Genomic DNA, 23731 nt, shown 5'->3' with positions numbered 1-23731 from the left:
TGAAGCTAAGCCTATGAACCAACAACAGTTATTGCAATTTGATCGTGAGCATATTTGGCATCCTTATGCTGCCCTTCCACTGACTACACCGATTTATGCCGTTGAACGCACCGACGGTGTAATGATTACACTGAAAGACGGTCACCAGCTGATTGACGGCATGTCCTCTTGGTGGGCGGCGTTGCACGGCTACAATCATCCGCGATTGAATGCGGCAGCGACAAAACAGTTGGAACACATGAGCCACATTATGTTTGGTGGCTTAACGCACGAACCCGCCGTCAAATTGGCGCAAAAATTATTGCCTTTATTGCCGCAGGGGTTGGAGCAAATCTTCTTTGCCGACAGCGGCTCTATTGCAGTAGAAGTAGCGATGAAAATGGCGATTCAATATCAACACGCGAAAGGCGAAACACAACGGCATAAATTCGCCACTATTCGTTCCGGTTATCACGGCGACACTTGGCATGCGATGTCGGTGTGCGATCCGGTGACCGGCATGCATGGGCTGTTTGCGAAAAGTTTGCCAGTGCAATATTTTCTCCCGCAGCCGCAAACGCCTTTTGGGCAGCCTTGGAGCGAAGACGATATTAAACCCTTAGCAGATTTATTAGAAAAAAAAGGCGCAGAACTGACCGCACTTATTTTGGAACCGGTGGTACAAGGGGCGGGAGGAATGTATTTCTATTCGCCGATGTATTTGATGCGCGCCAAGCAGCTGTGCGAACAATACGGCGTCTTGCTGATTTTTGATGAAATTGCCACCGGTTTTGGACGCACGGGCAAATTGTTTGCCGCTGAATATGCCGGCGTTTCGCCGGATATTATGTGTATCGGCAAAGCACTTACAGGCGGTTATTTAACCCTGTCCGCCTCCATCACCACGCGCGCCATTGCACAAACCATTTGTCAGGGCGAAGCGCATTGTTTTATGCACGGCCCGACCTTTATGGCGAATCCGCTGGCTTGTGCCATCGCTGCCGAATCTATTGATGTATTACTGGAAAGTGATTGGCAGGGCAATGTCCAACGGATCGAAGCCCAACTGAAAGCCGAGTTACGAATCGCAGCAAGTTTTAAATCCGTCAAAGAAGTGCGCGTACTCGGCGCCATCGGGGTATTGGAAATGCATGATCCGGTGAATTTGGCGAGTTTGCAGGCGCGTCTGGTGGCGCACGGTGTTTGGGTGCGTCCTTTCGGCAAGCTCGTTTATATCATGCCGCCATTCATTATCACTCCAGCCCAATTATCTGCGTTAACGGCAGGCATGCTGGCGGCGATTAAAGAGGAATACCATGAGTAAGTCAGATTATTTTGCAGCGCAATTGGAAAAACTCCGTCAAAAAGAACAATATCGTCGCTTTCCGCAAATTGTGCATAAGGGCAAGTTTGTAGAGCAAAACGGACGGTCAATGCTGAATTTGGCTTCCAATGATTATCTCGGGCTGGCTAATGACGATGCATTGCAGCAAGCATTTCTCGAAAAACTCGTGGAAAAACGACCGCACTTTACCTCGTCCTCCTCCCGTTTATTAACCGGGAATTTCTCTGAGTATGAAAGTCTTGAGCGGCAGATGGCGGAGGCATTTCAGCGTGAAGCCTGTCTGTTGTTTAACAGCGGCTATCACGTCAACATCGGCATTTTACCGGCGGTAGCCAATAAACAAACGTTGATCGTGGCGGATAAGTTGGTGCATGCCAGTATTATTGACGGCATTCGTTTGAGCGATGCGCCGTTTGTGCGTTATCGCCACAATGATTACGCGCATTTGCACGAGATTTTGCAAAAACAGCATCTCAACTACGAACGCATTATTGTGGTGACGGAAAGCCTGTTTAGCATGGACGGCGATTTTGCCGATTTGCCTCAATTAGTTGCATTTAAAAGGCAATTTGGCAATGTCATGTTATATGTGGATGAAGCGCACGGCATTGGGGTTTACGGCGAACAGGGGTTAGGCGTTGCCGAGCAAATGAATTGCCTTCCGTACATTGATTTCTTGGTAGGCACATTCGGCAAAGCATTGGCGTCGATGGGGGCTTATGTGGTTTGCGATCAAGTGATCAAAGACTATTTAATTAACACCATGCGCCCGTTGATTTTCAGCACCGCGTTACCCCCGTTTAATGTGGCATGGACAGAATTTCTCTTTGAAAAACGATCGCACTTCCAGGCGAAACGGCAACATCTTATGCAATTAAGCGCGCGCTTACGGCACGTCGTGGCAGAAAAGTTAAATATGCCAATGCCAAGTGAAAGCCATATCGTGCCGTTTATTCTTGGTGACAACCAACGCACCGTGCAAACGGCGCAACGCCTGCAACAGCAAGGATATTATTGCCTACCGATTCGCCCGCCGACAGTGCCTGTGGGCACCTCGCGTATTCGTTTGTCTCTCACCGCCGACATCACGCATGATGAACTTGAGCAATTTATAGAACAGTTATTTTTATGCAATATCAATTAATTAGCCAAAATCCACCAAGCCGGAATTTAATCGTTTATTTTGCCGGCTGGGGCACGCCGCCGTCTGCCGTACAACATTTAGCTATTCCACTGTCGTGTGATTTGTTGCTGTGTTATGACTATCGGGATTTTTCGTTGGAGTTTGATTTTTCTCGATATGAAAATGTGCGTTTGGTGGCGTGGTCGATGGGCATTTGGGTAGCAGAACGTGTAATGAGACAAATCCCCTTGCTTTCTGCAACCGCGATAAATGGCACAGGCTTGCCTATGCATGATGATTACGGCATTCCATGCGTTGTTTTTCAAGGCACGCTGGATACGCTAGATGAAATTAATCTAGGCAAATTTGAGCGTCGCATGTGTGGTGACAAGCAGTTGTTGCAGCACTATCAATCTTTGGAAGGACGGCGCTTAATTGAAGAAATACACGCAGAATTGACCGCACTTTATGATGCGTTATCGGTAGAACGTCAACATACGGCGTTACCTTGGACGAAAGCGATTATTGGTACACAAGATCGTATTTTCCCTGCACAAAATCAGCGAAATTATTGGCATCAACGCTGTGAGGTGAGTGAAATGGTTGGTGGACATTACCTGTTTCCATTGCTACAAACTTGGGAACAGCTATGGCAATAACGCAACAACGGGTGATGCAATGTTTCAGCGCCGCCTTACCAACCTATGAACAAAATGCCATTGCTCAAAAGCAAATCACCGAGGATTTGTTACGGTTGCTATTAGAAAAGGGCGGCAATCAATTTCAGCGTGTGTTAGAGATTGGTTGTGGCACCGGCAATTTTACCCGCTTACTCATGCAACATATCAACACGACACATTGGGATTGCAATGATTTATGCGATGTTGCCAACCACTTGGCACGTAATTTGCCGCAGAAAAATTATCGTTTTTACCAAGGTTGTGGCGAGCGTCTTGATTTTGTTCATCAATATGATTTGATTGCTTCCGCCTCAACCATTCAGTGGTTTGTTGACCCGCTGTCGTTTCTTCAACGTTGTGCAGCGCATTTAACACCTCATGGCATGATTTTATTTGGTACGTTTGCCCCGACCAATTTACACGAAGTCAGGGCTTTAACGGGTGTCGGTTTGGATTACCCCGATCTGGCTCAATGGCAAGAAACATTAACCACAGCTTTTTCATTGTTACACTTGGAACAAAAAAAAATTCAGCTGAAATTTGATTCGCCGCTGTCAGTGCTTAAACATTTGAAAGAGACCGGAGTGACGGCAACCAATAACCAAAGTTGGCATTACAAGAAAATTGCCCGTTTTTGTGAACAATATCAGCAACAGTATGCTGACGAGCAGGGCAATGTCTCGTTAACTTATGTGCCTATTTTAATGTTGGCGCAGAAAAAAGAGGAAAAATGATGGGAAAGGTATTATTCGTTTCGGGAATTGATACGGACATCGGTAAATCTATCGCGACAGGATATTACGCTAAGCATTTAATGCAGCAGGGATATTCGGTGATTACACAGAAAATGGTGCAAACGGGCTGTCAGGATATATCGATGGACATTATCGTTCACCGAAAAATTCAAGGCATTGTGTTAACTGAGGAAGATCGTCAGGGCATTACATGTCCTTATTTGTTTGATTATCCCTGCTCGCCTCACATGGCCGCACGTTTGCAACAGACGTGCATTGATGAAAAAACAATTGAAAAATCCACCGCACTTTTGGCGCAAAACTATGATTATGTTTTGCTGGAGGGCGCGGGGGGCTTGATGGTGCCTTATTCCGAGGATAAAACCACGTTGGATTACCTTGCGGCGCATGGGTATCCGTTAATTCTGGTGACCTCGGGCAGATTAGGCAGTATTAATCACACATTACTCAGCCTTGAGGCATGCGTTCAGCGAAAAATTAGCGTAGAAGCATTGATTTACAATCTTTATCTGCCGGCTGACGAATTGATTACGCAAGATACACAACAATATCTGCGCGGTTACTTAGCCAAACGCTTTCCGGAGACAAAATTTGTGTTGATGGAGAAAATCGATTTTTAGCACTGATTTTCATGTTTGGAGCAATAATTTCCTTTGACTATTTTTTTTTCAAAGGGTAATATGCGCTCCCTATGCAAAAGGTAAAACTACCCCTAACTGTTGATCCGGTAAAGGATGCGCAACGAAGATTGGATTATCAGGGTTATTACGCTGCCAATCAATTAAGTCGTCTTGCCGAATCGGTCAGTAAAGTGCTCAGCGATGCACAGGTTACATTATCGTTCTTTATTGATCCGCAAAAATTGGTTGTCATGAAAGGTCATGCCAAGGTTGATGTTGAGTTACATTGTCAGCGTTGTGGTGAACCTTTTGTTCAAACCGTTGATTGTGAGTTTTGTTACAGTCCGGTGGCTAATTTGGATCAAATTGATGTATTGCCGGAAATCTATGAGCCAATTGAATTCAATGAATTCGGTGAAATAGATTTACTTGGAACAATTGAAGATGAACTCATTTTGAGTTTGCCGATTGTGCCAATGCATTCATCTGAACACTGTGAAGTGTCCGTGGCTGAACAGGTTTTTGGCGAATTGCCGGAAGAATTGGCAAAAAAACCGAACCCGTTCGCTGTATTAGCTAATTTAAAGCAAAAATAATTTAGGAGTATAGCCAATGGCTGTTCAACAAAATAAAAAATCCCGTTCACGTCGTGATATGCGTCGTTCTCACGATGCGTTAACAACTGCTGCAGTATCCGTTGATAAAGCAAGTGGTGAAACTCATTTGCGTCACCATGTAACCGCTGACGGTTACTATCGTGGTCGTAAAGTGATTAACAAGTAATTATCTCAATTACATAAAGGTAATCACTTGAGTCGTCTAACCCTTGCGTTAGATGCGATGGGCGGGGACATTGGTCCCCGTATTACTATCCCAGCATCCATTTTAGCCTTGGAACGAGATCCAACGCTTTCTCTCTTGTTGTTTGGCGATCGCCAACAAATTCTTCCCCTTTTATCTTCTGCTCCCAACAGTATTCGTCAACGTTGTGACATTGTTCATTGTACTCGTGTGATTGATAGTCGTCAGGGTATTTCCTACGCCTTGCGTCATAGCAAAGAGAGTTCTATGCGTTTGGCAATTGAAGCCGTACAAAAAGGGGATGCGCAGGCCTGTGTAAGTGCCGGTGATACGGCAGCTTTGATGGGCTTATCGAAAATCTTGTTGCAACCTCTAGAAGGCATTCATCGTCCGGCACTGATTTCCACGATTCCAACGGTGACAGGTGAGCGTTCGATTATGTTGGATCTTGGGGCGAACGTTGAGTGCGGTGCCGAAAACTTGTATCAATTTGCCTTGATGGGTGCCATTTTTGCAGAAAATACCCTGAATTTGGTTTATCCGCGTATTGCGTTATTGAATATTGGTATTGAGGCGGTGAAAGGATATAAATCCATACGGGAGGCGGCAGATTTACTGAAAAAAGACACCGCACTTAATTATATTGGATTCCTTGAAGGCAATTTTTTACTCAATGGCAAGGCGGATGTGATTGTGACAGACGGTTTTGCTGGCAATGTTGCACTGAAAACCTTGGAAGGCGCGGCAAAGAACGTGATTTCTCTACTGAAAAGTGATAAGAAAAAGAGTATATTAAGTCACGTTTTTGGGTATTTAATTAAATATCTTTTCAAAGATAAATACCAACGATTAAAGCAAATCAACCCTGATCAATATAATGGCGCATCGCTTATTGGTTTGACTTCCGTTGTGGTGAAAAGTCACGGAAGTGCAAATATAGAAGCGTTTGCTTATGCAATTGCCGATGCGGCATTACAAGCCCGACGTCAAATTCCACAAAAAATTTTGGCGGGCTTAAATAAAAATGAAATATTAATGAAGTAGTGAGTTCCCTCGCTATTATTTTTAACGAGATGACTATGTTTAGCAAAATTTTATCGACAGGTAGCTATTTACCGCAGCATATTCGCACCAATGCCGATTTAGAAAAAATGGTAGATACTTCAGATGAGTGGATTGTTACCCGTTCCGGTATTCGTGAACGTCGCATTGCAGCACCGGATGAAACCGTCTCTACCATGGGATTTGAAGCGGCCCAAAAAGCCATTGAAGCGGCAAACATCAATCCACAGGAAATTGATCTTATTTTAGTGGCAACAACCAGTAACTCTCACGCTTATCCAAGTGCTGCTTGCCAAATTCAAGGGATGTTGGAGATTGACGATGCCATTGCGTTTGATTTAGCGGCGGCTTGTACCGGCTTTGTGTATGCGTTAGGTGTCGCTGATCAATTTATTCGTACCGGTAAAGTGAAAAAAGCGCTCGTGATCGGTTCTGATTTAAATTCCCGTAAGTTAGATGAAACAGATCGTAGCACTGTCGTGTTATTTGGTGATGGTGCAGGTGCGGTTATTTTGGAAGCATCGGAACAAGAAGGGATCATTTCTACCCATTTACACGCCTCAGCAGATAAAAATGCCGCATTGTTACTTCCTCAGCCTGAGCGTGGCGTGGCAAAATCCGGCTATATCGAAATGCAAGGCAATGAAACCTTTAAATTGGCTGTGCGTGAACTTTCTAATGTGGTGGAAGAAACCCTTGCCGCCAATAATTTAGATAAAAAAGACATTGATTGGTTGGTGCCTCACCAAGCTAATTTACGTATTATTTCGGCGACTGCGAAAAAATTAGATATGGATATGTCGCAAGTGGTGGTCACGTTAGATCGTTATGCGAATAACAGTGCGGCAACCGTGCCGGTCGCATTGGATGAAGCGGTGCGTGATGGACGTATTCAGCGTGGTCAGTTGCTCCTTCTTGAAGCCTTTGGCGGTGGTTGGACTTGGGGTTCGGCTTTAGTGAGATTTTAGATAATCTGTTATTATTCGTGAAAAAAGTGCGGTTATTTTTGACCGCACTTTTCGACTGTAACGTATATAGGAATAAATTGATTTATTTTTTAATATAGGTAAGACACATGAAAAAATTTGCAATGGTTTTCCCAGGACAAGGTTCACAAACGGTGGGAATGTTAGCGGAATTAGCCGGCGACTACCCAATTGTACAAGAAACTTTTAAACAAGCTTCAGAAGTATTGGGATATGATTTGTGGCAATTAGTGCAGGAAGGCCCTGCGGAAGAATTAAACAAAACATGGCAAACGCAGCCAGCGTTATTAACGGCATCTGTGGCTGTTTATCGTGTATGGCAACAAAAATACCCGGAATTAAAACCGGAAGTGATGGCTGGTCATAGCTTGGGTGAATATTCTGCATTGGTGTGTGCCGGTGTGTTAGATTTCCAAGATGCGGTTAAATTAGTGGAATTGCGCGGTAAGCTTATGCAACAAGCCGTACCGGAAGGTACTGGAGCGATGTATGCGATCATTGGTTTAGACAATGACGCCATTATTAACGCCTGCAAACAAGCAGAACAGGGCGAAGTGGTTTCCGCTGTGAACTTCAATTCACCGGGACAGGTTGTGATTGCCGGTGCGAAAGCGGCGGTAGAACGTGCAGCGACATTATGTAAAGAAGCCGGTGCTAAACGTGCCTTGCCGTTAGCGGTGAGTGTGCCTTCACACTGTGCTTTAATGAAACCGGCTGCTGATCAATTGTCTGTTTCCTTAGAAAGTATTACGTTGAAAGAGGCTGGTGTTTCTGTTCTAAATAACGTAGATGTAAAAAGTGAAATTGAAGCCGATGCGATTCGTAATGCCTTAGTTCGCCAGCTTTATAGCCCGGTACGTTGGACGGAAACCGTAGAGAAAATGGCACAAAACGGTGTGGAAGTGTTGGTTGAAGTTGGCCCAGGTAAAGTGTTAAACGGGTTAACAAAACGAATCGTGGATTCTTTACAAGCGGTTTCTGTAAATGATGTGAAATCCCTAGATTCCGTCGAAGAAGTATTAGCATAAGAGTGAAAAGGAGAGAAAGTTATGCAAGGTAAAATTGCATTAGTCACAGGTGCAACGCGCGGTATTGGCCGTGCAGTAGCCGAAGAATTAGTATCAAAAGGCGCTTTTGTTATCGGTACAGCAACGTCTGAGAAAGGCGCTGAAAGTATTTCTGCCTATTTAGGTGAGAAAGGCAAAGGATTGGTATTAAATGTTGCCGATCAAGCTTCCATTGATGCGGTATTGGAACAGATCAAACAAGAATTTGGCGACATTGATATTTTGGTGAATAACGCCGGTATTACCCGTGATAACTTGTTAATGCGCATGAAAGATGATGAATGGTTCGATATTTTACAAACTAACTTGAGTTCTGTTTATCATCTTTCTAAAGCGATGCTTCGCACCATGATGAAAAAACGTTTCGGGCGTATCATCAACATTGGTTCTGTCGTGGGCTCCATGGGGAATGCCGGTCAGACAAATTATTGTGCGGCAAAAGCAGGTCTCATTGGTTTCAGTAAAGCCTTGGCAAAAGAAGTGGCTTCCCGTGGTATTACGGTAAACGTCGTAGCGCCGGGTTTTATCGCGACCGATATGACAGACGTATTAAGTGAAGAGTTAAAAAATAATTTATTAACTCAAATCCCAGCAGGTCGTTTAGGTGAGCCGAAAGATATCGCTAAAGCCGTGGCATTTTTGGCCTCTGAGGATGCGTCATATATTAACGGTACAACGTTGCATGTTAATGGCGGCATGTATATGAGCTAAGCGCTATTTAGCAAAAGGTTACTCGCAGTAAAGCGGATAAAAGCAATAGCCAAACGAGTGGCTTAGTGTTAAAATCCCCTCGCAATGTAACTTGGTTAGGTCATTCAAGGGTTCGTGGAAGACGTAACTATTTTTTCACTGTATGGTTTTGTGAAAATTCAATGTTTTTGAGGTTTGACCTCTCACCGGAAATATTGCAAATTTTTTACAAATACATACACTACTTAACTTATCGCAATGAGCGTAAACTTAAACATAGGAAGAAACAAATGAGCATTGAAGAACGCGTAAAAAAAATCATCGTTGAACAATTAGGCGTGAAAGAAGAAGATGTAAAACCTGAAGCGTCTTTCGTTGAAGATTTAGGTGCGGATTCTTTAGATACTGTTGAATTGGTGATGGCTTTAGAAGAAGAATTCGATATCGAAATTCCAGATGAAGAAGCTGAAAAAATCACAACAGTTCAATCAGCAATTGATTACGTTCAAAACAATCAATAATTGATTTTCTAATTTAGGCGGTTTTTACAACCGCCTAAATTTTATCTAGCCTCAGCGTATTCCCTCCACAAAAAACGCCGTAAAAACTTACCGCACTTTATTGAAATTTTTCTTGAAATCAGTAAACTAGCGCACAATTTTTTGGCCTTGTTTTATGCAAGCTAAAAAATCACCTCTTTATAAACTTTAAATGTTACCTGTGAGTAACAGAAGGACAATTCAACATGACTACAAAAGTAAATAGCTATGGCTGGAAAGCCTTGCTAGGCTCTGCCGTCGGCTATGCGATGGACGGTTTCGATCTTCTTATCCTCGGTTTTATGTTAAGTGCCATATCTGCCGATTTGGGGTTAACCCCAGCGCAAGGCGGTTCTTTAGTAACTTGGACATTGGTTGGTGCTGTTTTTGGTGGCATCGTTTTTGGTGCATTAAGTGATAAATATGGCCGTGTGCGCGTATTAACGTGGACGATCATTCTTTTTGCAATATTTACCGGTTTATGCGCATTGGCACAAGGTTATTGGGATTTACTGATCTATCGTACTATCGCCGGTATCGGTTTAGGCGGTGAGTTTGGAATCGGTATGGCATTAGCGGCGGAAGCTTGGCCGGCTCGTCATCGTGCGAAAGCGGCTTCTTATGTGGCGCTTGGCTGGCAAGTGGGTGTATTAGCGGCGGCATTGTTAACCCCATTATTATTGCCACAAATCGGTTGGCGTGGCATGTTTGTGGTGGGGATTTTCCCGGCATTTGTCGCGTGGTACTTACGTGCCCGTTTGCATGAGCCTGACATTTTTGTGCAAAAACAGACCGTACTTCCAAAGCCAACAAACCGTTGGGCGTCTAAATTGGAGTCATTCAAGTTATTGGTGAAAGATAAAGCCATCGCCAAAGTCAGTTTGGGCGTGGTCATCCTGACCTCCGTACAAAACTTTGGTTATTACGGCATTATGATTTGGATGCCGAACTTTCTCTCCAAACAACTGGGTTTCAGCTTAACGAAATCCGGCGTATGGACGGCAGTAACGGTTTGCGGCATGATGGCAGGCATTTGGATTTTCGGACGTTTGGCCGATCGTATTGGACGTAAACCAAGCTTCCTCTTGTTCCAAGCCGGCGCTGTGGTCAGTATCATTGCCTATTCACAATTAACGGATCCGAATACCATGTTAATTGCCGGGGCATTCTTAGGGATGTTTGTTAACGGCATGATGGGCGGTTACGGCGCTTTAATGGCAGAAGCCTATCCGACACAAGCACGCGCCACCGCACAAAACGTGTTGTTTAACTTAGGGCGTGCTGTAGGTGGCTTTGGCCCAGTCGCCGTGGGTGCGGTAGTTTCTGCGTATTCCTTCCAAATCGCCATTGCATTTTTAGCGGTGATTTATGTCATTGATATGCTGGCAACGGTGTGTTTAGTGCCGGAATTAAAAGGGAAAGAGCTACATTAATGTGATGAAAGTGCGGTTGAAAAATGACGTGTTTTTTTACCGCAATTTTTTAGATTGATAAAATAGGGATAAATAAAAAGCCGCTTTTGATGATGTCAAAAGCGGCTTTTTCGTTGAAAGTGCGGTGGGAATTATGAGCGTTTCATAATCTCGAAGAACTCTTCGTTGGTTTTCGCCACGGCGAGTTTATCGATAAGGAATTCCATCGCTTCCACTTCGCCCATTGGGTTAAGGATTTTGCGGAGGATCCACATTTTTTGTAGCTCATCAGGGGTGGTAAGCAAGTCTTCTTTTCGGGTACCTGAACGGTTAAAGTCAATAGCCGGGAACACACGTTTTTCCGCGATTTTACGGGAAAGATGTAATTCCATGTTACCTGTGCCCTTAAATTCTTCGAAGATCACTTCGTCCATTTTGGAGCCGGTATCCACCAATGCAGTAGCGATGATCGTTAAGCTGCCGCCTTCTTCTACGTTACGCGCTGCCCCGAAGAAACGTTTTGGACGGTGTAATGCGTTGGCGTCCACACCACCGGATAAAACCTTACCGGATGCCGGGGTCACGGTGTTATAAGCGCGCGCTAAACGGGTAATGGAGTCGAGCAAAATCACCACATCTTTTTTGTGTTCTACAGAACGCTTGGCTTTTTCGATAACCATTTCAGCCACTTGAACGTGACGGGTCGCCGGTTCGTCAAAAGTAGAGGCAATGACTTCGCCTTTGACGGAGCGTTGCATTTCCGTAACCTCTTCCGGGCGCTCATCGATCAGTAACACGATAAGTTCTACATCAGGGTAGTTGTGGGTAATGCTTTGCGCAATATTTTGCAACAACATGGTTTTACCCGCTTTCGGTGGCGCGACGATCAAACCACGTTGGCCTTTCCCGATAGGGGCGGCTAAATCTAAAATTCGGGCGGTTAAATCTTCGGTAGAGCCATTGCCACGTTCCATTCTTAAACGGGAATTGGCATGTAATGGAGTTAAGTTTTCGAAAAGGATTTTGCTGCGGGAGACTTCCGGTTTGTCGTCATTGACTTGGTCAACTTTAAGGAGGGCAAAGTAGCGTTCGCCTTCTTTTGGCGGTCGAATTTTCCCTTCGATTTTATCCCCGGTTTGCAAATTGAAACGACGAATTTGGCTTGGGCTGACGTAAATATCATCGGGACCGGCTAAATAGGAACTGTCTGCTGAACGTAGAAAACCGAAACCGTCCGGCAAAATTTCTAAAACGCCACCACCGAAAATATCTTCTCCGCCTTTCGCGTGTTGTTTCAAAATGGCAAAAACAATGTCTTGTTTGCGTAAACGGGCTAAATTTTCTAAACCCATTTGGTCTTCGCCGAGTTTCACGAGATCGGAAACGGGCATATTTTTAAGTTCTGTAAGATGCATAATTAATTTGAAAGTTATTTAGATTAGATGAATTAGAAATAAATGAATGGGGTATTTGAAATTGGCGCGTAAATTAGCATTAAATTCAAGCACTGTCTAGTTTTTAGCTGAGTTTTTCTTGTTTTGGTTGATTGGTTTCAAACCGTATAGCAAAAGTGCGGCGGTTTTTCACAGTGTTTTTAGCGCGGACTTTAATTTTTCCTGTTTTATTTTCTGTAATTCATGCGGATGAATTTTTGGTGGATTTGCTTGGTTCGTGCTATTCTTAGCGGCAATTTTTTATAATGAATTTGAGATTATGCAACAGAATTATTTGAGTTCGGCACGTTTTGCCGATTTTCCGCTACATCCCTTGGTGTTACAGGCGTTGAACGATAAAGGATTTGAGTTTTGTACACCGATTCAGGCGCTTTCATTGCCGGTGACTTTACGAGGAAAAGATGTCGCAGGGCAAGCCCAAACCGGCACGGGAAAAACAATCGCATTTTTGACCGCACTTTTTCACCATTTATTAACTCACCCAACTGAGACGGCTAAGAATCAACCGCGTGCGTTGATTTTGGCGCCGACCCGTGAATTGGCGGTGCAAATTGAACATGATGCGCAGATTTTATTAAAAACAACGAAATTTAAGACCGCACTTGCTTATGGTGGTGATGGCTATGATAAGCAATTAAAAGCCATCGAAAACGGTGTGGATGTGCTTATTGGCACGACCGGGCGGGTAATTGAATATGTGAAACAAGGCATTATCCGTTTGGACTCCATTCAAGTTGTGGTGCTAGATGAAGCGGATCGGATGTTTGATTTGGGTTTTATTCGTGATATCCGTTATTTATTGCGCAAATGCCCGTCTCCGCAACAACGTCTGACGATGCTGTTTTCCGCGACACTTTCTTACAAAGTGCGTGAACTTGCCTTTGAAGATATGAATGACCCGGAATACGTGGAAATTGCGCCGGAACAAAAAACCGGGCAGCAAATTAAAGAAGAATTATTTTATCCGTCTAACCAAGATAAAATTCCGTTATTGCTAACCTTGTTGGAGGAAGAATGGCCGGAGCGTTGCATTATCTTCGCTAACACCAAACATCAATGTGAGGCGATTTGGGGCTATTTAGCAGCGGACGGACACCGTGTTGGTTTGTTAACCGGCGATGTAGCGCAGAAAAAACGCCTTTCTTTGTTGAAACAATTTACTGACGGCGATTTGGATATTTTAGTGGCGACCGATGTGGCAGCGCGCGGCTTGCACATTGCAGAGGTCACGCATGTGTTTAACTATGATTTGCCGGATGATCGGGAAGATTATGTGCACCGTATCGGACGTACTGGTCGTGCAGGCGAAAGCGGGATCTCCATTAGCTTTGCTTGTGAACAATACGCGATGAATTTACCGGCGATTGAAGAATACATTGGGCACAGCATTCCGGTGAGTCAATATGATCCGAATGCATTGTTGCAGGATATTCCGAAGCCTTATCGGTTAAAACGGGAAGGCAATTTCAGTGCTCAGAACAATCAGCGTCGCAAACCGTTTCGCATGAAACGCTAGTCAAAAGATTGGCGGGTATTTTATTCAGTGTTAAAATTCGCGCCTTTTATCAATTGAGGAAAAATAATGTCATTAGTTGATTTCGTGGTGAATAAATTAGAGGCTTTAAAAGCCACTGATATTCTGCCTTTAAACGTGAAAGGGAAATCGTCCATTACCGATACCATGATTCTTTGCACCGGTACCTCTTCTCGTCACGTGTCTTCTTTGGCGCAGAAATTAATCACCGAATGTAAGCTTGCCGGCATTGATGTGTTTGGCGATGAAGGCAAAGAAACGGCTGATTGGGTCGTTGTCGATTTAGGCGAGGCTATCGTGCATATCATGCAGGCGGAAAGTCGCGAAATGTATCAACTGGAAAAACTTTGGGCATAAGGCATAAAGTGCGGTCGTTTTTTACGACGTTTTTTGAGGAGCGAGGATGAAAATTCAGTTAATTGCCGTTGGTACCAAAATGCCGGGGTGGGTGACCACAGGCTTTGAGGAATACCAACGTCGCTTTCCCAAAGATATGCCTTTTGAATTGATCGAAATACCTGCGGGTAAACGGGGCAAAAATGCCGACATTAAACGGATTTTAGAACAGGAAGGCAAAGCCATGTTAGCAGCGGCCGGGAAGGGGAAAATCGTGACATTGGACATTCCCGGTAAACCGTGGACCACCGAACAATTAGCGCAACAGCTAGAAGGTTGGAAAAATGACGGACGTGATGTGTGTTTTCTGATCGGGGGGCCGGAAGGGCTTTCACCTGAATGCAAGATGGCCGCTGAACAAAGCTGGTCGCTATCGCCTTTAACCTTACCGCACCCGTTAGTGCGTGTGGTCGTTGCAGAAAGCTTGTACCGCGCATGGTCGCTAACGACCAATCATCCCTATCATCGAGAATAAATGAACTTAAAAAAATTACTGTCTCAGCCGCAATACGATCCGATTCGTGATAAAAAAGCCGAGCGCAATTTATTTGCCCGTCGTGCTTTGGTGTCATTTATCGGCGTTTTGGCTTTATCAGCAATTTTGGTCTTGAATCTCTATAGTTTACAGGTGCTCAATTATGACAGTTATCAAACCCGTTCTAACGGAAACCGTATTAAATTGTTACCTTTGCCACCTACTCGTGGGCTAATTTATGATCGCCATGGTCACTTATTGGCAGAAAATCTAACCTTTTTTGGGTTATATATCGTGCCGGAAAAGGTAGATAATTTAGACCGCACTTTTGAGGAATTGAAAGTATTGGTCGGTTTAACTGACACAGATATTGAGAATTTTAAAAAAGAACGCCAACGTTCTTCGCGCTATACGTCCATTTTGTTGAAACCAAATCTAACAGAAGAACAAATCGCCCGTTTTTCGGTGAATCAATATAATTTCCCAAGTTTGGATGTGAAGCCTTATTTTAAACGGCATTATTTATATGGCGAGCCGTTAACGCATATTTTGGGCTATGTGTCGAAGATTAATGATCGTGATGTTGAGCGTTTAAAGAAAGAGGAAAAGTTGGCTAATTATGCCGGCACCCATGATTTAGGCAAGTTAGGCATTGAACGCTATTACGAGGAAGCCTTGCACGGCACCACCGGTTTTGAAGAAGTGGAAGTGAATAGTCGTGGTAAAGTGATTCGTAAATTACGCGAACAGCCGGCTATAGCAGGGAAAAGTATTCATTTAACCATTGATTTGAATTTGCAACTGTATGTCACAGATTTATTGGCCGGACAAAAAGGCGCTGTCGTAGTGATGGATCCGAGAGATAGCAGTATTTTAGCTATGGTGTCCGTACCAAGTTATGATAATAATCTGTTTGTGGATGGCATTTCCGGTGAGGATTATCGTCGTTTGTTAAACGATCCGAATCGCCCCTTATACAGCCGTGTGACACAAGGGGCTTATCCACCTGCATCTACGGTGAAACCATTTATTGCGGTATCGGCGTTGCAGGAAAATGTGATTACACCGGAAATGACCATTTCCGATCCCGGTTATTGGGTTTTACCAAATACCACGAAACGTTTTCGCGATTGGCGTAAAGGTGGGCATGGTATGACGGATTTAAATAAAGCTATTACCGAATCTTCCGATACCTACTTTTATCAAACAGCCTATAACATGGGGATTGATCGCCTGTCTTACTGGATGAAGCGCTTTGGTTTCGGTGTGCCGACCGGTATTGATATTCAGGAAGAAACCGGTGCGAATATGCCGACTCGTGAATGGAAACAAAAACGTTATAAAAAACCATGGGTGCAAGGCGATACAATTTCTGTGGGAATCGGACAAGGTTATTGGACAGCAACCCCTTTACAATTAGCAAAAGCGACGAGCGTGTTAGTGAATAACGGTAAAGTTAATACGCCACACTTAATGAAAAGTATCGAAGGGGCAGTAGTTGAGCCTTATAAAGATCCGTTGCTATATGAAGATATCACTGAACCAAAACAATACTATTGGGATGCGGCTAAGCGCGGGATGTATAACGTCGTGAATTCTGCAGCAGGAACAGGGCGTAAAGCATTTGCCGGAACGCCTTATCGTGTAGCGGGTAAATCAGGAACCGCGCAGGTTTTCACTTTAAAAGAAAATCAAAGTTATAACGCCGGCGCGTTAAAAAAAGAATTGCATGACCATGCTTGGTTTACCGCTTTTGCACCTTATGATAAACCACAAATCGTGGTGGCAATGATTTTGGAAAATGCCGGCGGTGGTTCCAGTAATGCCGCGCCTATCGTTAGAAAAATTATGGACTATTATTTTAAGCAAAATAACGGACAAACAACAGAAGAAATGCTAATGCCAACAATGCTGGGGACACCAAATGAAAATGAATGATCGTAATATTTGGTTGGAATTATGGCGTCGTTTACATATTGATTTGTGGTTGTTTATCGGACTCGTCGTCATTACCGGTTATGGTATGTTGGTATTGTATAGTGCATCCGGTGCAAATGAGGCTATGTTTCATAACCGTATTGTACAGGTGGGGCTGGGTTTTGCTGTTATGTTGCTGATGGCACAATTTCCGCCCAAATTTTATCAGAGAATTGCGCCTTATTTATTTGCACTTGGTATTGTGATGCTTGTTTTAGTGGATCTTATCGGGACAACCAGTAAAGGGGCACAACGTTGGTTGGACTTAGGGGTTGTGCGCTTTCAACCCTCTGAAATCGTCAAACTGGCAGTGCCCTTGATGGTGGCGGTATATTTAGGTAATCGGCCTCAGCCAATCAAGATAAAGGAAACCATGATTGCGTTGGTGATTATTCTTATTCCAACGCTGTTGGTGGCGATTCAACCGGATTTGGGCACTGCAATTTTGGTTAGCGGCTCAGGCCTATTTGTGGTATTTTTAGCCGGCATGAGCTGGTGGTTGATTTTAGCGGCAGTTCTCGCCTTGGCAGCATTTTTGCCGATTATGTGGTTTTATTTAATGCATGATTATCAACGTACCCGTGTATTAACCTTGTTTGATCCGGAAAAAGATTTATTGGGTGCGGGATATCATATTTGGCAATCTAAGATTGCCATCGGATCCGGTGGTACATGGGGTAAAGGCTGGATGCAAGGCACGCAATCCCAATTAGAATTTTTACCTGAACCCCATACGGATTTTATCTTTGCGGTATTAAGTGAAGAATACGGCATGATTGGTTTCTTGATTTTATTAGCTATTTATTTGTTTATTATTGCTCGCGGTTTAATGATTGGTGTCAGCGCACCAACGGCATTTGGGCGTATTTTAGTTGGGGCATTAACGTTAATTTTCTTTGTTTATGTCTTTGTTAATATTGGAATGGTGAGTGGTATTTTGCCCGTGGTGGGCGTGCCTTTACCATTGGTGAGTTATGGTGGCACATCTTATGTAGCAATTATGGCGGGTTTCGGCTTGCTCATGTCGGTCCATACTCACAAAGAACACTTTCTGAAGGGAACTAATTAAGTTTTCAGTTTTCTTAATTATCATCTCTATAGAGAGGGAGAAATTTAATGAACTTAAAGCAAACTGTAAAATATATTTTTATTTTGTTTTCATTTTTGACCGCACTTTCCGTGCAAGCAGAAACGAAAAAGCTTTATGGTGTGGAAGGACCAAAGTTAACACATCATCCTCTTTCTAACGTAACACAAACTTATCAAGTGAAGGGCGAAGTTTATACAACAAGAACGCATCAGGATGCGAAGGATTACAGTAAAGAAGGTATTGCTAGTTATTACCATCATAAATTTAATGGACGTCGCACTTCCAGTGGAGAGCCCTACAACTCCACTTTGTACACAGCAGCACATAAAACCTTACCACTGAATTCCTATGCAGTTGTAACGAACATAAATAACCAACGTAAGGTTATTGTTCGTATTAATGACCGAGGCCCTTTTTCTAAAGGACGTATTATTGATTTATCCCATGCTGCTGCAAAGGAAATTGGTATTATCGGCAGTGGTATGGGCAGGGTAAAAATTGAAGCGTTACATGTTGATTCAAAAGGCGAACTTTCTGGTGCAGGTGCTTCTACGTTGGTGAAAACCAGTAATAATGAAGAGGAGCTAAAGCGTTTGCCGATGGACAATATTGATATTGATACGGAAGCATTACAAAACGTTAAAGTACCTCATATTCAAGATGAAAGTTACGAGTTGAGAATGATTAATTTAGCCAGCAAAAAACATGCTGAAGAGGTGATTAATCAACTTGCGTTAAAGAATATTAAAGCGGAAATTGCCGCGAATGGGCAGAAGTATAATATTCATTTGGGACCGTTAAACTCGAAGGCTCAAGTGACTGATTTGAAAACACAATTAAAGCGATTAAATCATTCTGAACCGCTAGTTGTGTATTCTTATAATAAATAACCGTTACATGATGTTAGGATGTTCAATCTTATGTTTAATAAAGTAGTAAAACACACAAAAATTGCATTAATTGCAGGTGCTTTGGGCGCATCGTTTAGCGCCGTGGCAGACGATATTCAATTTAATATTGCCGTGCCGGAAATTAATGCGCAAACCTATATTTTAATGGACTATAACTCAGGTGCTGTATTGGCGGCGTTAAATCCGGATCAGCGTCAATATCCGGCGTCATTAACGAAAATGATGACCAGTTATGTAACGGGGCAAGCATTAAAACAAGGTAAAATTCATGATACGGATGTGGTCACGATCGGTGAAAGCGCCTGGGGGCAAAATTTCCCTGGCTCATCCAAAATGTTTTTAAACTTAAACCAACAAGTTTCTGTTGCTGATTTGAATAGAGGGATTGTCATCGTATCCGGTAATGATGCTTGTGTGGCGATGGCAGAGCATGTTTCCGGTACGGTGACGAACTTCGTTACAACTATGAACAAATATGTAGAACAATTTGGTTTAAAGAACACTCATTTCACAACTGTTCATGGCTTGGATGATGAAAACCAATATTCTTCTGCTCGGGATATGGCAATTATTGGTGCGCATATTATTCGTGACTTGCCGGAAGAATATAAAATTTATGCAGAAAAAGATTTTACCTTTAATAAAATCAAGCAACCGAACCGTAACGGCTTATTGTGGGATAAAACCATTCATGTGGATGGCATGAAAACCGGTCACACAGACAAAGCCGGCTATAACCTTGTCGCCTCTGCCACCAATCCAAATAATATGCGTTTGATTTCTGTCGTGATGGGGGTGCCAACCTACAAAGGCCGTGAAGTGGAAAGCAAAAAATTATTACAATGGGGCTTTGCTAATTTTGAAACCTTTAAAACCTTTGAAGCCGGTAAATCTATTTCCGAACAACGGGTTTATTACGGTGATGAAAGCAATATTCAGTTAGGTGTGTTACAGGATGCTTTCATTACTATTCCGAAAGGTAAAAGTAGTGAGTTAAAAGCCCGTTATGAATTAGAGAAAAAATACCTCGAAGCACCATTGGCAAAAGGTCAAGTCGTTGGCAAAGTGGTCTATCAACTTGATGGTAAAGACATTGCCAGCGTGAATTTGCAAGTTATGCAAGAAGTCAAAGAGGGCGGTATTTTGGGTAAAATCTGGGACTGGTTAGTACTTACAGTTAAAAGCCTCTTTAGTTAATCTTTAAAAACATTTCGAAAATCGACCGCACTTTTATGAAAGTGCGGTTAAATTTTTTAGGAAAAGACAAATGAACGATAAAAAAACAGTAAATTTAACCGACCTTGCACATGATAAAAAATTAAAAGATCTTCTTGAGTTTCCTTGTGATTTTACTTTTAAAGTGGTGGGAGCTGCTCGCCCGGATTTAGTGGATGATGTGGTTCAAACGGTTCATAAAACCATTAAAGGCGATTACACGCCAAGTACCAAAGAAAGTGGCAAAGGCACTTATCATTCGGTATCCATCAACGTACGAGCCGAGAATATTGAACAAATCGAGAAACTCTATAAAGAGTTGGCAGAAATTGATGGTGTGAGAATGGTGTTGTAATCACCAAATTGCGGTTATTTTTTATAGCGTTTTTAGGAAATCATCATGCAACCCGAATTAATTGTACGTCAGCTTGGCATTCGTGATTACGAGAGCGTTTGGCACGAGATGCAGTCGTTTACTGATAACCGTACGGAAGATACCACTGATGAAATTTGGTTGGTGCAACATCCGTCGGTATTTACTCAAGGTCAGGCCGGCAAACCGGAGCATTTATTGCAGCAAAGCGCTATTCCTGTGGTGCAATCGGATCGTGGTGGGCAGATTACGTATCACGGTTTAGGCCAGCAAATTATGTATGTGCTGATTGATGTGAAGCGCCATGAAAATTTAAATGTTCGCCAATTAGTTACCGCACTTGAGCAATCAGTCGTAAGAACGCTGGCAGATTATGGTATTGAAGGTTACCCAAAACCGGATGCGCCCGGTGTGTATATTGATGGCAGAAAAATTTGTTCTCTCGGTTTGCGCATTCGACATGGGCGTTCCTTTCACGGTTTAGCGTTTAATATCAACATGGATTTGAGCCCGTTTCATCAAATTAATCCTTGTGGTTATGCCGGATTAGAAATGTGCCAGTTGGCGGATTTTATTCCGACTAAGGAAGCAGACTGCGATAAGGTTTCACCACAATTAATTAAGCATTTTGCCGAGCAATTAGGGTATAATGTAACAAATTGTTAACATTAATAAACAGCATTTCATCTCATTATCTTCACAAAAAACTAAGGAATATCAATGGGAACACCTTTTAAAATGGAGCGCGGTGTTAAATACCGCGATGCAGCTAAAACCTCCATTATTCCGGTGAAAAATATCGATCCAGAGCAAGAGCTACTAAAAAAACCGGAATGGATGAAAATCAAGATTCCGGCAAATGGCGCACGTATTCAAAGCATTAAATCCGGTATGCGTCGTCATGGCTTGCATTCTGTATGCGAAGAAGCCTCTTGCCCTAACTTACATGAATGTTTCAATCACGGCACAGCAACCTTTATGATTCTTGGGGCAATTTGTACTCGTCGTTGTCCGTTCTGTGATGTCGCGCATGGCAAACCATTACCACCGGATCCGGAAGAACCGCGCAAATTGGCAGAAACTATTCAGGATATGAAGTTACGTTATGTGGTGATTACTTCCGTTGACCGTGATGATTTACCCGATCGTGGTGCGGCGCATTTTGCGAATTGCGTACGCGAAATTCGTGCGTTAAACCCAAACATTAAAATTGAAATTTTAGTACCGGATTTCCGTGGACGCATTGAATTGGCGTTGGAAAAATTAAAAGAGAATCCACCGGATGTGTTTAACCATAACCTAGAAAACGTGCCACGTTTGTACCGTGAAATCCGTCCTGGTGCTGATTACGAATGGTCTTTGCGCTTATTGAAAGAATTTAAAGCGATGTTTCCTCATATTCCGACCAAATCCGGTTTAATGGTAGGGTTAGGCGAAACAAACGAAGAAATTTTAGAGGTCATGCAGGATTTACGCGACCATGGTGTGACTATGTTGACTCTTGGACAATATTTGCAACCAAGTCGCCACCATTTACCGGTAGCGCGTTATGTTCCACCGGCAGAGTTTGATATGTTCCGCGAAAAAGCACAAACCATGGGCTTTGAACATGCGGCTTGTGGTCCGTTCGTACGTTCTTCTTACCACGCTGATTTGCAAGCAAGCGGTGGGCTGGTGAAATAATCTGAAAAGTGCGGTGGTTTTCACAGGCCTTTTTCAAGGTGAAAAACGTTGCTAGAAACAACCGCACTTTATGGCTTTCAATAAGAAAAAAGGAAAGTGAGTGATTCACTTTCCTTTTTGTTTTTTACTTATCGACTTATTGTTTTCGCCAAGTGGTGCCGTTCGGGCCGTCTTCTAACACAATGCCCATTTGCGTTAAGGCGTTGCGCGCTGCATCTGCAGCCGGCCAGTCTTTGGCTGCGCGGGCTTCGTTGCGTTGTTTGATGAGTCCTTCGATTTTGGCGACTTCGTCATCATCGGAACCGGCTTGTAAAAATTGTTCAGGATCGAGTTGGAGTAAACCGAGAATGCCGGCAAGTTCGCGTAAACGCGCGGCAAGTCCGTTGGCTTTTACCATATCTTCTGTTTTCAGTTTGTTCAATTCGCGCGCCATTTCAAATAGCACAGAAAGGGCATTTGGCGTATTGAAATCATCATCCATTGCCTCACGGAAGGCGTCCACAAAATTTTCACCACCAAAAGCCACCGCACTTTTATCGGTGCCGCGCAATGCAGTGTAGAGGCGTTCCAATGCGCCATGAGCCAGATTGAGGTTTTCTTCGCTGTAATTTAATTGGCTACGGTAGTGGGCGCTGAGTAGAAAGTAACGTACGCTTTCCGCATCGTAGTGGCTTAATACATCGCGAATCGTGAAGAAGTTGCCGAGGGATTTCGACATTTTTTCTTTATCTACCATGATCATGCCGGAATGCAGCCAGTAGTTCACATACTGGTTACCGTGAGCGCAGCAAGATTGAGCGATTTCGTTTTCGTGGTGTGGGAACATCAGGTCAGAGCCGCCACCGTGAATGTCAAAATGTTCGCCAAGTTGTTTGCTATTCATGGCAGAACATTCAATGTGCCAACCCGGACGGCCTTTGCCCCAAGGGGAATCCCAACTTGGTTCGTTTGGTTTGGACATTTTCCACAACACGAAATCCATTGGGTTTTTCTTGATTTCATTGATTTCAATACGCGCGCCCGCTTGTAATTGTTCTAAATCTTGGCGGGATAATTTGCCGTATTCTTTGAAGCTTTCCACATCAAACATCACATCACCGTTGTCTGCCACATAAGCATGTCCGCGTTGAATCAGTTTTTCGACAATAGCAATAATTTCAGGAATGTGATGGGTCGCACGCGGTTCAAAGTCTGGACGCAAAATGTTCAAGGCATCAAAATCTTTATACATTTCCACGACCATGCGATCGACGAGTTGATCGCAAGTTTCTTTGTTTTCCAACGCCCGTTTAATAATTTTATCATCCACGTCAGTGATGTTGCGTACATAGGTTAAATCATAGCCTAAATAGCGTAAGTAACGTGCGACAACATCAAAACACACAAAGGTTCGTCCGTGCCCGATATGACAGAGATCGTAAACGGTCACACCGCACACATACATGCCGATTTTACCGGCGTGAATCGGTTTAAAAATTTCTTTTTCGCGAGTGAGGGTATTGAAAAGTTTTAACATATTGGAATCCAAATCTTTTTGAAAACGCACCGCACTTTATGGCGATTT

At 43.4% G+C, this 23731-nt stretch carries 25 protein-coding genes; 23 read left to right on the top strand and 2 right to left on the bottom strand.

The genetic code is table 11. The features are described 5' to 3' along the window. Positions 1 to 13 precede the first annotated feature (13 nt). The 13 genes from bioA to ACO5E4_RS05655 all read left to right on the top strand — a co-directional run bounded on the left by bioA (position 14) and on the right by ACO5E4_RS05655 (position 11080). The gene (gene bioA / locus ACO5E4_RS05715; protein WP_485862372.1) at positions 14 to 1303 is read left to right on the top strand and encodes an adenosylmethionine--8-amino-7-oxononanoate transaminase; all 1290 of its coding nucleotides are present in this window, start codon (positions 14 to 16) and stop codon (positions 1301 to 1303) included. After that, positions 1296 to 2468, top strand: coding sequence for an 8-amino-7-oxononanoate synthase (locus ACO5E4_RS05710; RefSeq protein ID WP_485862371.1), 1173 nt, complete (start codon positions 1296 to 1298; stop codon positions 2466 to 2468). Before bioA ends, ACO5E4_RS05710 begins: the two co-directional genes overlap by 8 nt. Further along, positions 2453 to 3106 (top strand): DUF452 family protein, encoded by a 654-nt coding sequence (locus ACO5E4_RS05705; RefSeq protein WP_485862370.1) that lies wholly within the window; start codon positions 2453 to 2455, stop codon positions 3104 to 3106. Before ACO5E4_RS05710 ends, ACO5E4_RS05705 begins: the two co-directional genes overlap by 16 nt. Next, entirely contained in the window at positions 3097 to 3861 is a 765-nt protein-coding gene (gene bioC / locus ACO5E4_RS05700) for a malonyl-ACP O-methyltransferase BioC (RefSeq protein ID WP_485862369.1), read from the top strand. Before ACO5E4_RS05705 ends, bioC begins: the two co-directional genes overlap by 10 nt. Next, entirely contained in the window at positions 3861 to 4502 is a 642-nt protein-coding gene (gene bioD, locus ACO5E4_RS05695; RefSeq protein WP_485862497.1) for a dethiobiotin synthase, read from the top strand. The genes bioC and bioD overlap by 1 nt, the downstream gene beginning before the upstream one ends. 71 nt (positions 4503 to 4573) lie before the next feature. Then, positions 4574 to 5098 (top strand): 23S rRNA accumulation protein YceD, encoded by a 525-nt coding sequence (yceD, locus tag ACO5E4_RS05690; protein ID WP_485862368.1) that lies wholly within the window; start codon positions 4574 to 4576, stop codon positions 5096 to 5098. A 16-nt stretch (positions 5099 to 5114) separates the two neighbouring features. After that, positions 5115 to 5285, top strand: a complete 171-nt coding sequence (gene rpmF / locus ACO5E4_RS05685; RefSeq protein ID WP_005544470.1) for a 50S ribosomal protein L32 — start codon at positions 5115 to 5117, stop codon at positions 5283 to 5285. 27 nt (positions 5286 to 5312) lie between these two features. Then, positions 5313 to 6347 carry a phosphate acyltransferase PlsX gene (gene plsX / locus ACO5E4_RS05680; protein WP_485862367.1) on the top strand — a complete coding sequence of 345 codons (1035 nt, stop codon included), beginning with the start codon at positions 5313 to 5315 and terminating at the stop codon, positions 6345 to 6347. Positions 6348 to 6382: 35 nt separating this feature from the next. After that, on the top strand, positions 6383 to 7333 hold the full coding sequence (locus tag ACO5E4_RS05675) for a beta-ketoacyl-ACP synthase III (RefSeq protein WP_032997759.1): 951 nt from the start codon (positions 6383 to 6385) through the stop codon (positions 7331 to 7333). A 107-nt stretch (positions 7334 to 7440) separates the two neighbouring features. Next, positions 7441 to 8379, top strand: coding sequence for an ACP S-malonyltransferase (gene fabD / locus ACO5E4_RS05670; RefSeq protein WP_485862366.1), 939 nt, complete (start codon positions 7441 to 7443; stop codon positions 8377 to 8379). Between the two features lie 21 nt (positions 8380 to 8400). Continuing rightward, positions 8401 to 9129, top strand: coding sequence for a 3-oxoacyl-ACP reductase FabG (fabG, locus tag ACO5E4_RS05665; protein WP_314815521.1), 729 nt, complete (start codon positions 8401 to 8403; stop codon positions 9127 to 9129). A 269-nt stretch (positions 9130 to 9398) separates the two neighbouring features. Next, a complete protein-coding gene (gene acpP, locus ACO5E4_RS05660) occupies positions 9399 to 9629 on the top strand; it encodes an acyl carrier protein (protein WP_005544465.1) in 231 nt (76 codons plus the stop codon). Between the two features lie 224 nt (positions 9630 to 9853). Further along, complete coding sequence (locus ACO5E4_RS05655; protein WP_485862365.1) at positions 9854 to 11080, top strand: MFS transporter; 1227 nt, start codon at positions 9854 to 9856, stop codon at positions 11078 to 11080. 131 nt (positions 11081 to 11211) lie between these two features. On the opposite strand, the gene rho is transcribed toward ACO5E4_RS05655, so the two are convergent. Then, the gene (gene rho / locus ACO5E4_RS05650; RefSeq protein WP_485862364.1) at positions 11212 to 12474 is read right to left on the bottom strand and encodes a transcription termination factor Rho; all 1263 of its coding nucleotides are present in this window, start codon (positions 12472 to 12474) and stop codon (positions 11212 to 11214) included. A gap of 298 nt (positions 12475 to 12772) precedes the next feature. Here rho and rhlB point away from each other — a divergent pair, with 298 nt between their 5' ends. The 10 genes from rhlB to lipA all read left to right on the top strand — a co-directional run bounded on the left by rhlB (position 12773) and on the right by lipA (position 22167). Next, positions 12773 to 14029, top strand: coding sequence for an ATP-dependent RNA helicase RhlB (gene rhlB / locus ACO5E4_RS05645; protein ID WP_485862363.1), 1257 nt, complete (start codon positions 12773 to 12775; stop codon positions 14027 to 14029). 66 nt (positions 14030 to 14095) lie between these two features. Next, entirely contained in the window at positions 14096 to 14404 is a 309-nt protein-coding gene (rsfS, locus tag ACO5E4_RS05640; RefSeq protein WP_314956301.1) for a ribosome silencing factor, read from the top strand. A 46-nt stretch (positions 14405 to 14450) separates the two neighbouring features. After that, positions 14451 to 14918 (top strand): 23S rRNA (pseudouridine(1915)-N(3))-methyltransferase RlmH, encoded by a 468-nt coding sequence (gene rlmH / locus ACO5E4_RS05635; protein WP_314956297.1) that lies wholly within the window; start codon positions 14451 to 14453, stop codon positions 14916 to 14918. Continuing rightward, positions 14919 to 16856 (top strand): penicillin-binding protein 2, encoded by a 1938-nt coding sequence (gene mrdA, locus ACO5E4_RS05630; protein WP_485862362.1) that lies wholly within the window; start codon positions 14919 to 14921, stop codon positions 16854 to 16856. Then, the gene (gene rodA / locus ACO5E4_RS05625; protein WP_454905701.1) at positions 16843 to 17964 is read left to right on the top strand and encodes a rod shape-determining protein RodA; all 1122 of its coding nucleotides are present in this window, start codon (positions 16843 to 16845) and stop codon (positions 17962 to 17964) included. The genes mrdA and rodA overlap by 14 nt, the downstream gene beginning before the upstream one ends. A gap of 47 nt (positions 17965 to 18011) precedes the next feature. Further along, a complete protein-coding gene (locus tag ACO5E4_RS05620) occupies positions 18012 to 18875 on the top strand; it encodes a septal ring lytic transglycosylase RlpA family protein (protein WP_485862361.1) in 864 nt (287 codons plus the stop codon). 30 nt (positions 18876 to 18905) lie between these two features. Next, positions 18906 to 20093, top strand: coding sequence for a serine hydrolase (locus ACO5E4_RS05615; RefSeq protein WP_485862360.1), 1188 nt, complete (start codon positions 18906 to 18908; stop codon positions 20091 to 20093). A gap of 70 nt (positions 20094 to 20163) precedes the next feature. Continuing rightward, a complete protein-coding gene (gene ybeD / locus ACO5E4_RS05610) occupies positions 20164 to 20466 on the top strand; it encodes a DUF493 family protein YbeD (protein ID WP_111295761.1) in 303 nt (100 codons plus the stop codon). Between the two features lie 45 nt (positions 20467 to 20511). After that, positions 20512 to 21150 carry a lipoyl(octanoyl) transferase LipB gene (gene lipB, locus ACO5E4_RS05605; RefSeq protein WP_485862359.1) on the top strand — a complete coding sequence of 213 codons (639 nt, stop codon included), beginning with the start codon at positions 20512 to 20514 and terminating at the stop codon, positions 21148 to 21150. A gap of 54 nt (positions 21151 to 21204) precedes the next feature. After that, complete coding sequence (gene lipA, locus ACO5E4_RS05600; RefSeq protein WP_109128448.1) at positions 21205 to 22167, top strand: lipoyl synthase; 963 nt, start codon at positions 21205 to 21207, stop codon at positions 22165 to 22167. 136 nt (positions 22168 to 22303) lie between these two features. Here lipA and cysS read toward each other — a convergent pair whose 3' ends face one another. Then, complete coding sequence (cysS, locus tag ACO5E4_RS05595; RefSeq protein WP_485862358.1) at positions 22304 to 23683, bottom strand: cysteine--tRNA ligase; 1380 nt, start codon at positions 23681 to 23683, stop codon at positions 22304 to 22306. Positions 23684 to 23731 lie beyond the last annotated feature (48 nt).

It is taken from the genome of Aggregatibacter sp. (assembly GCF_057314075.1).
This window is presented reverse-complemented; position numbering and strand designations above follow the sequence as displayed.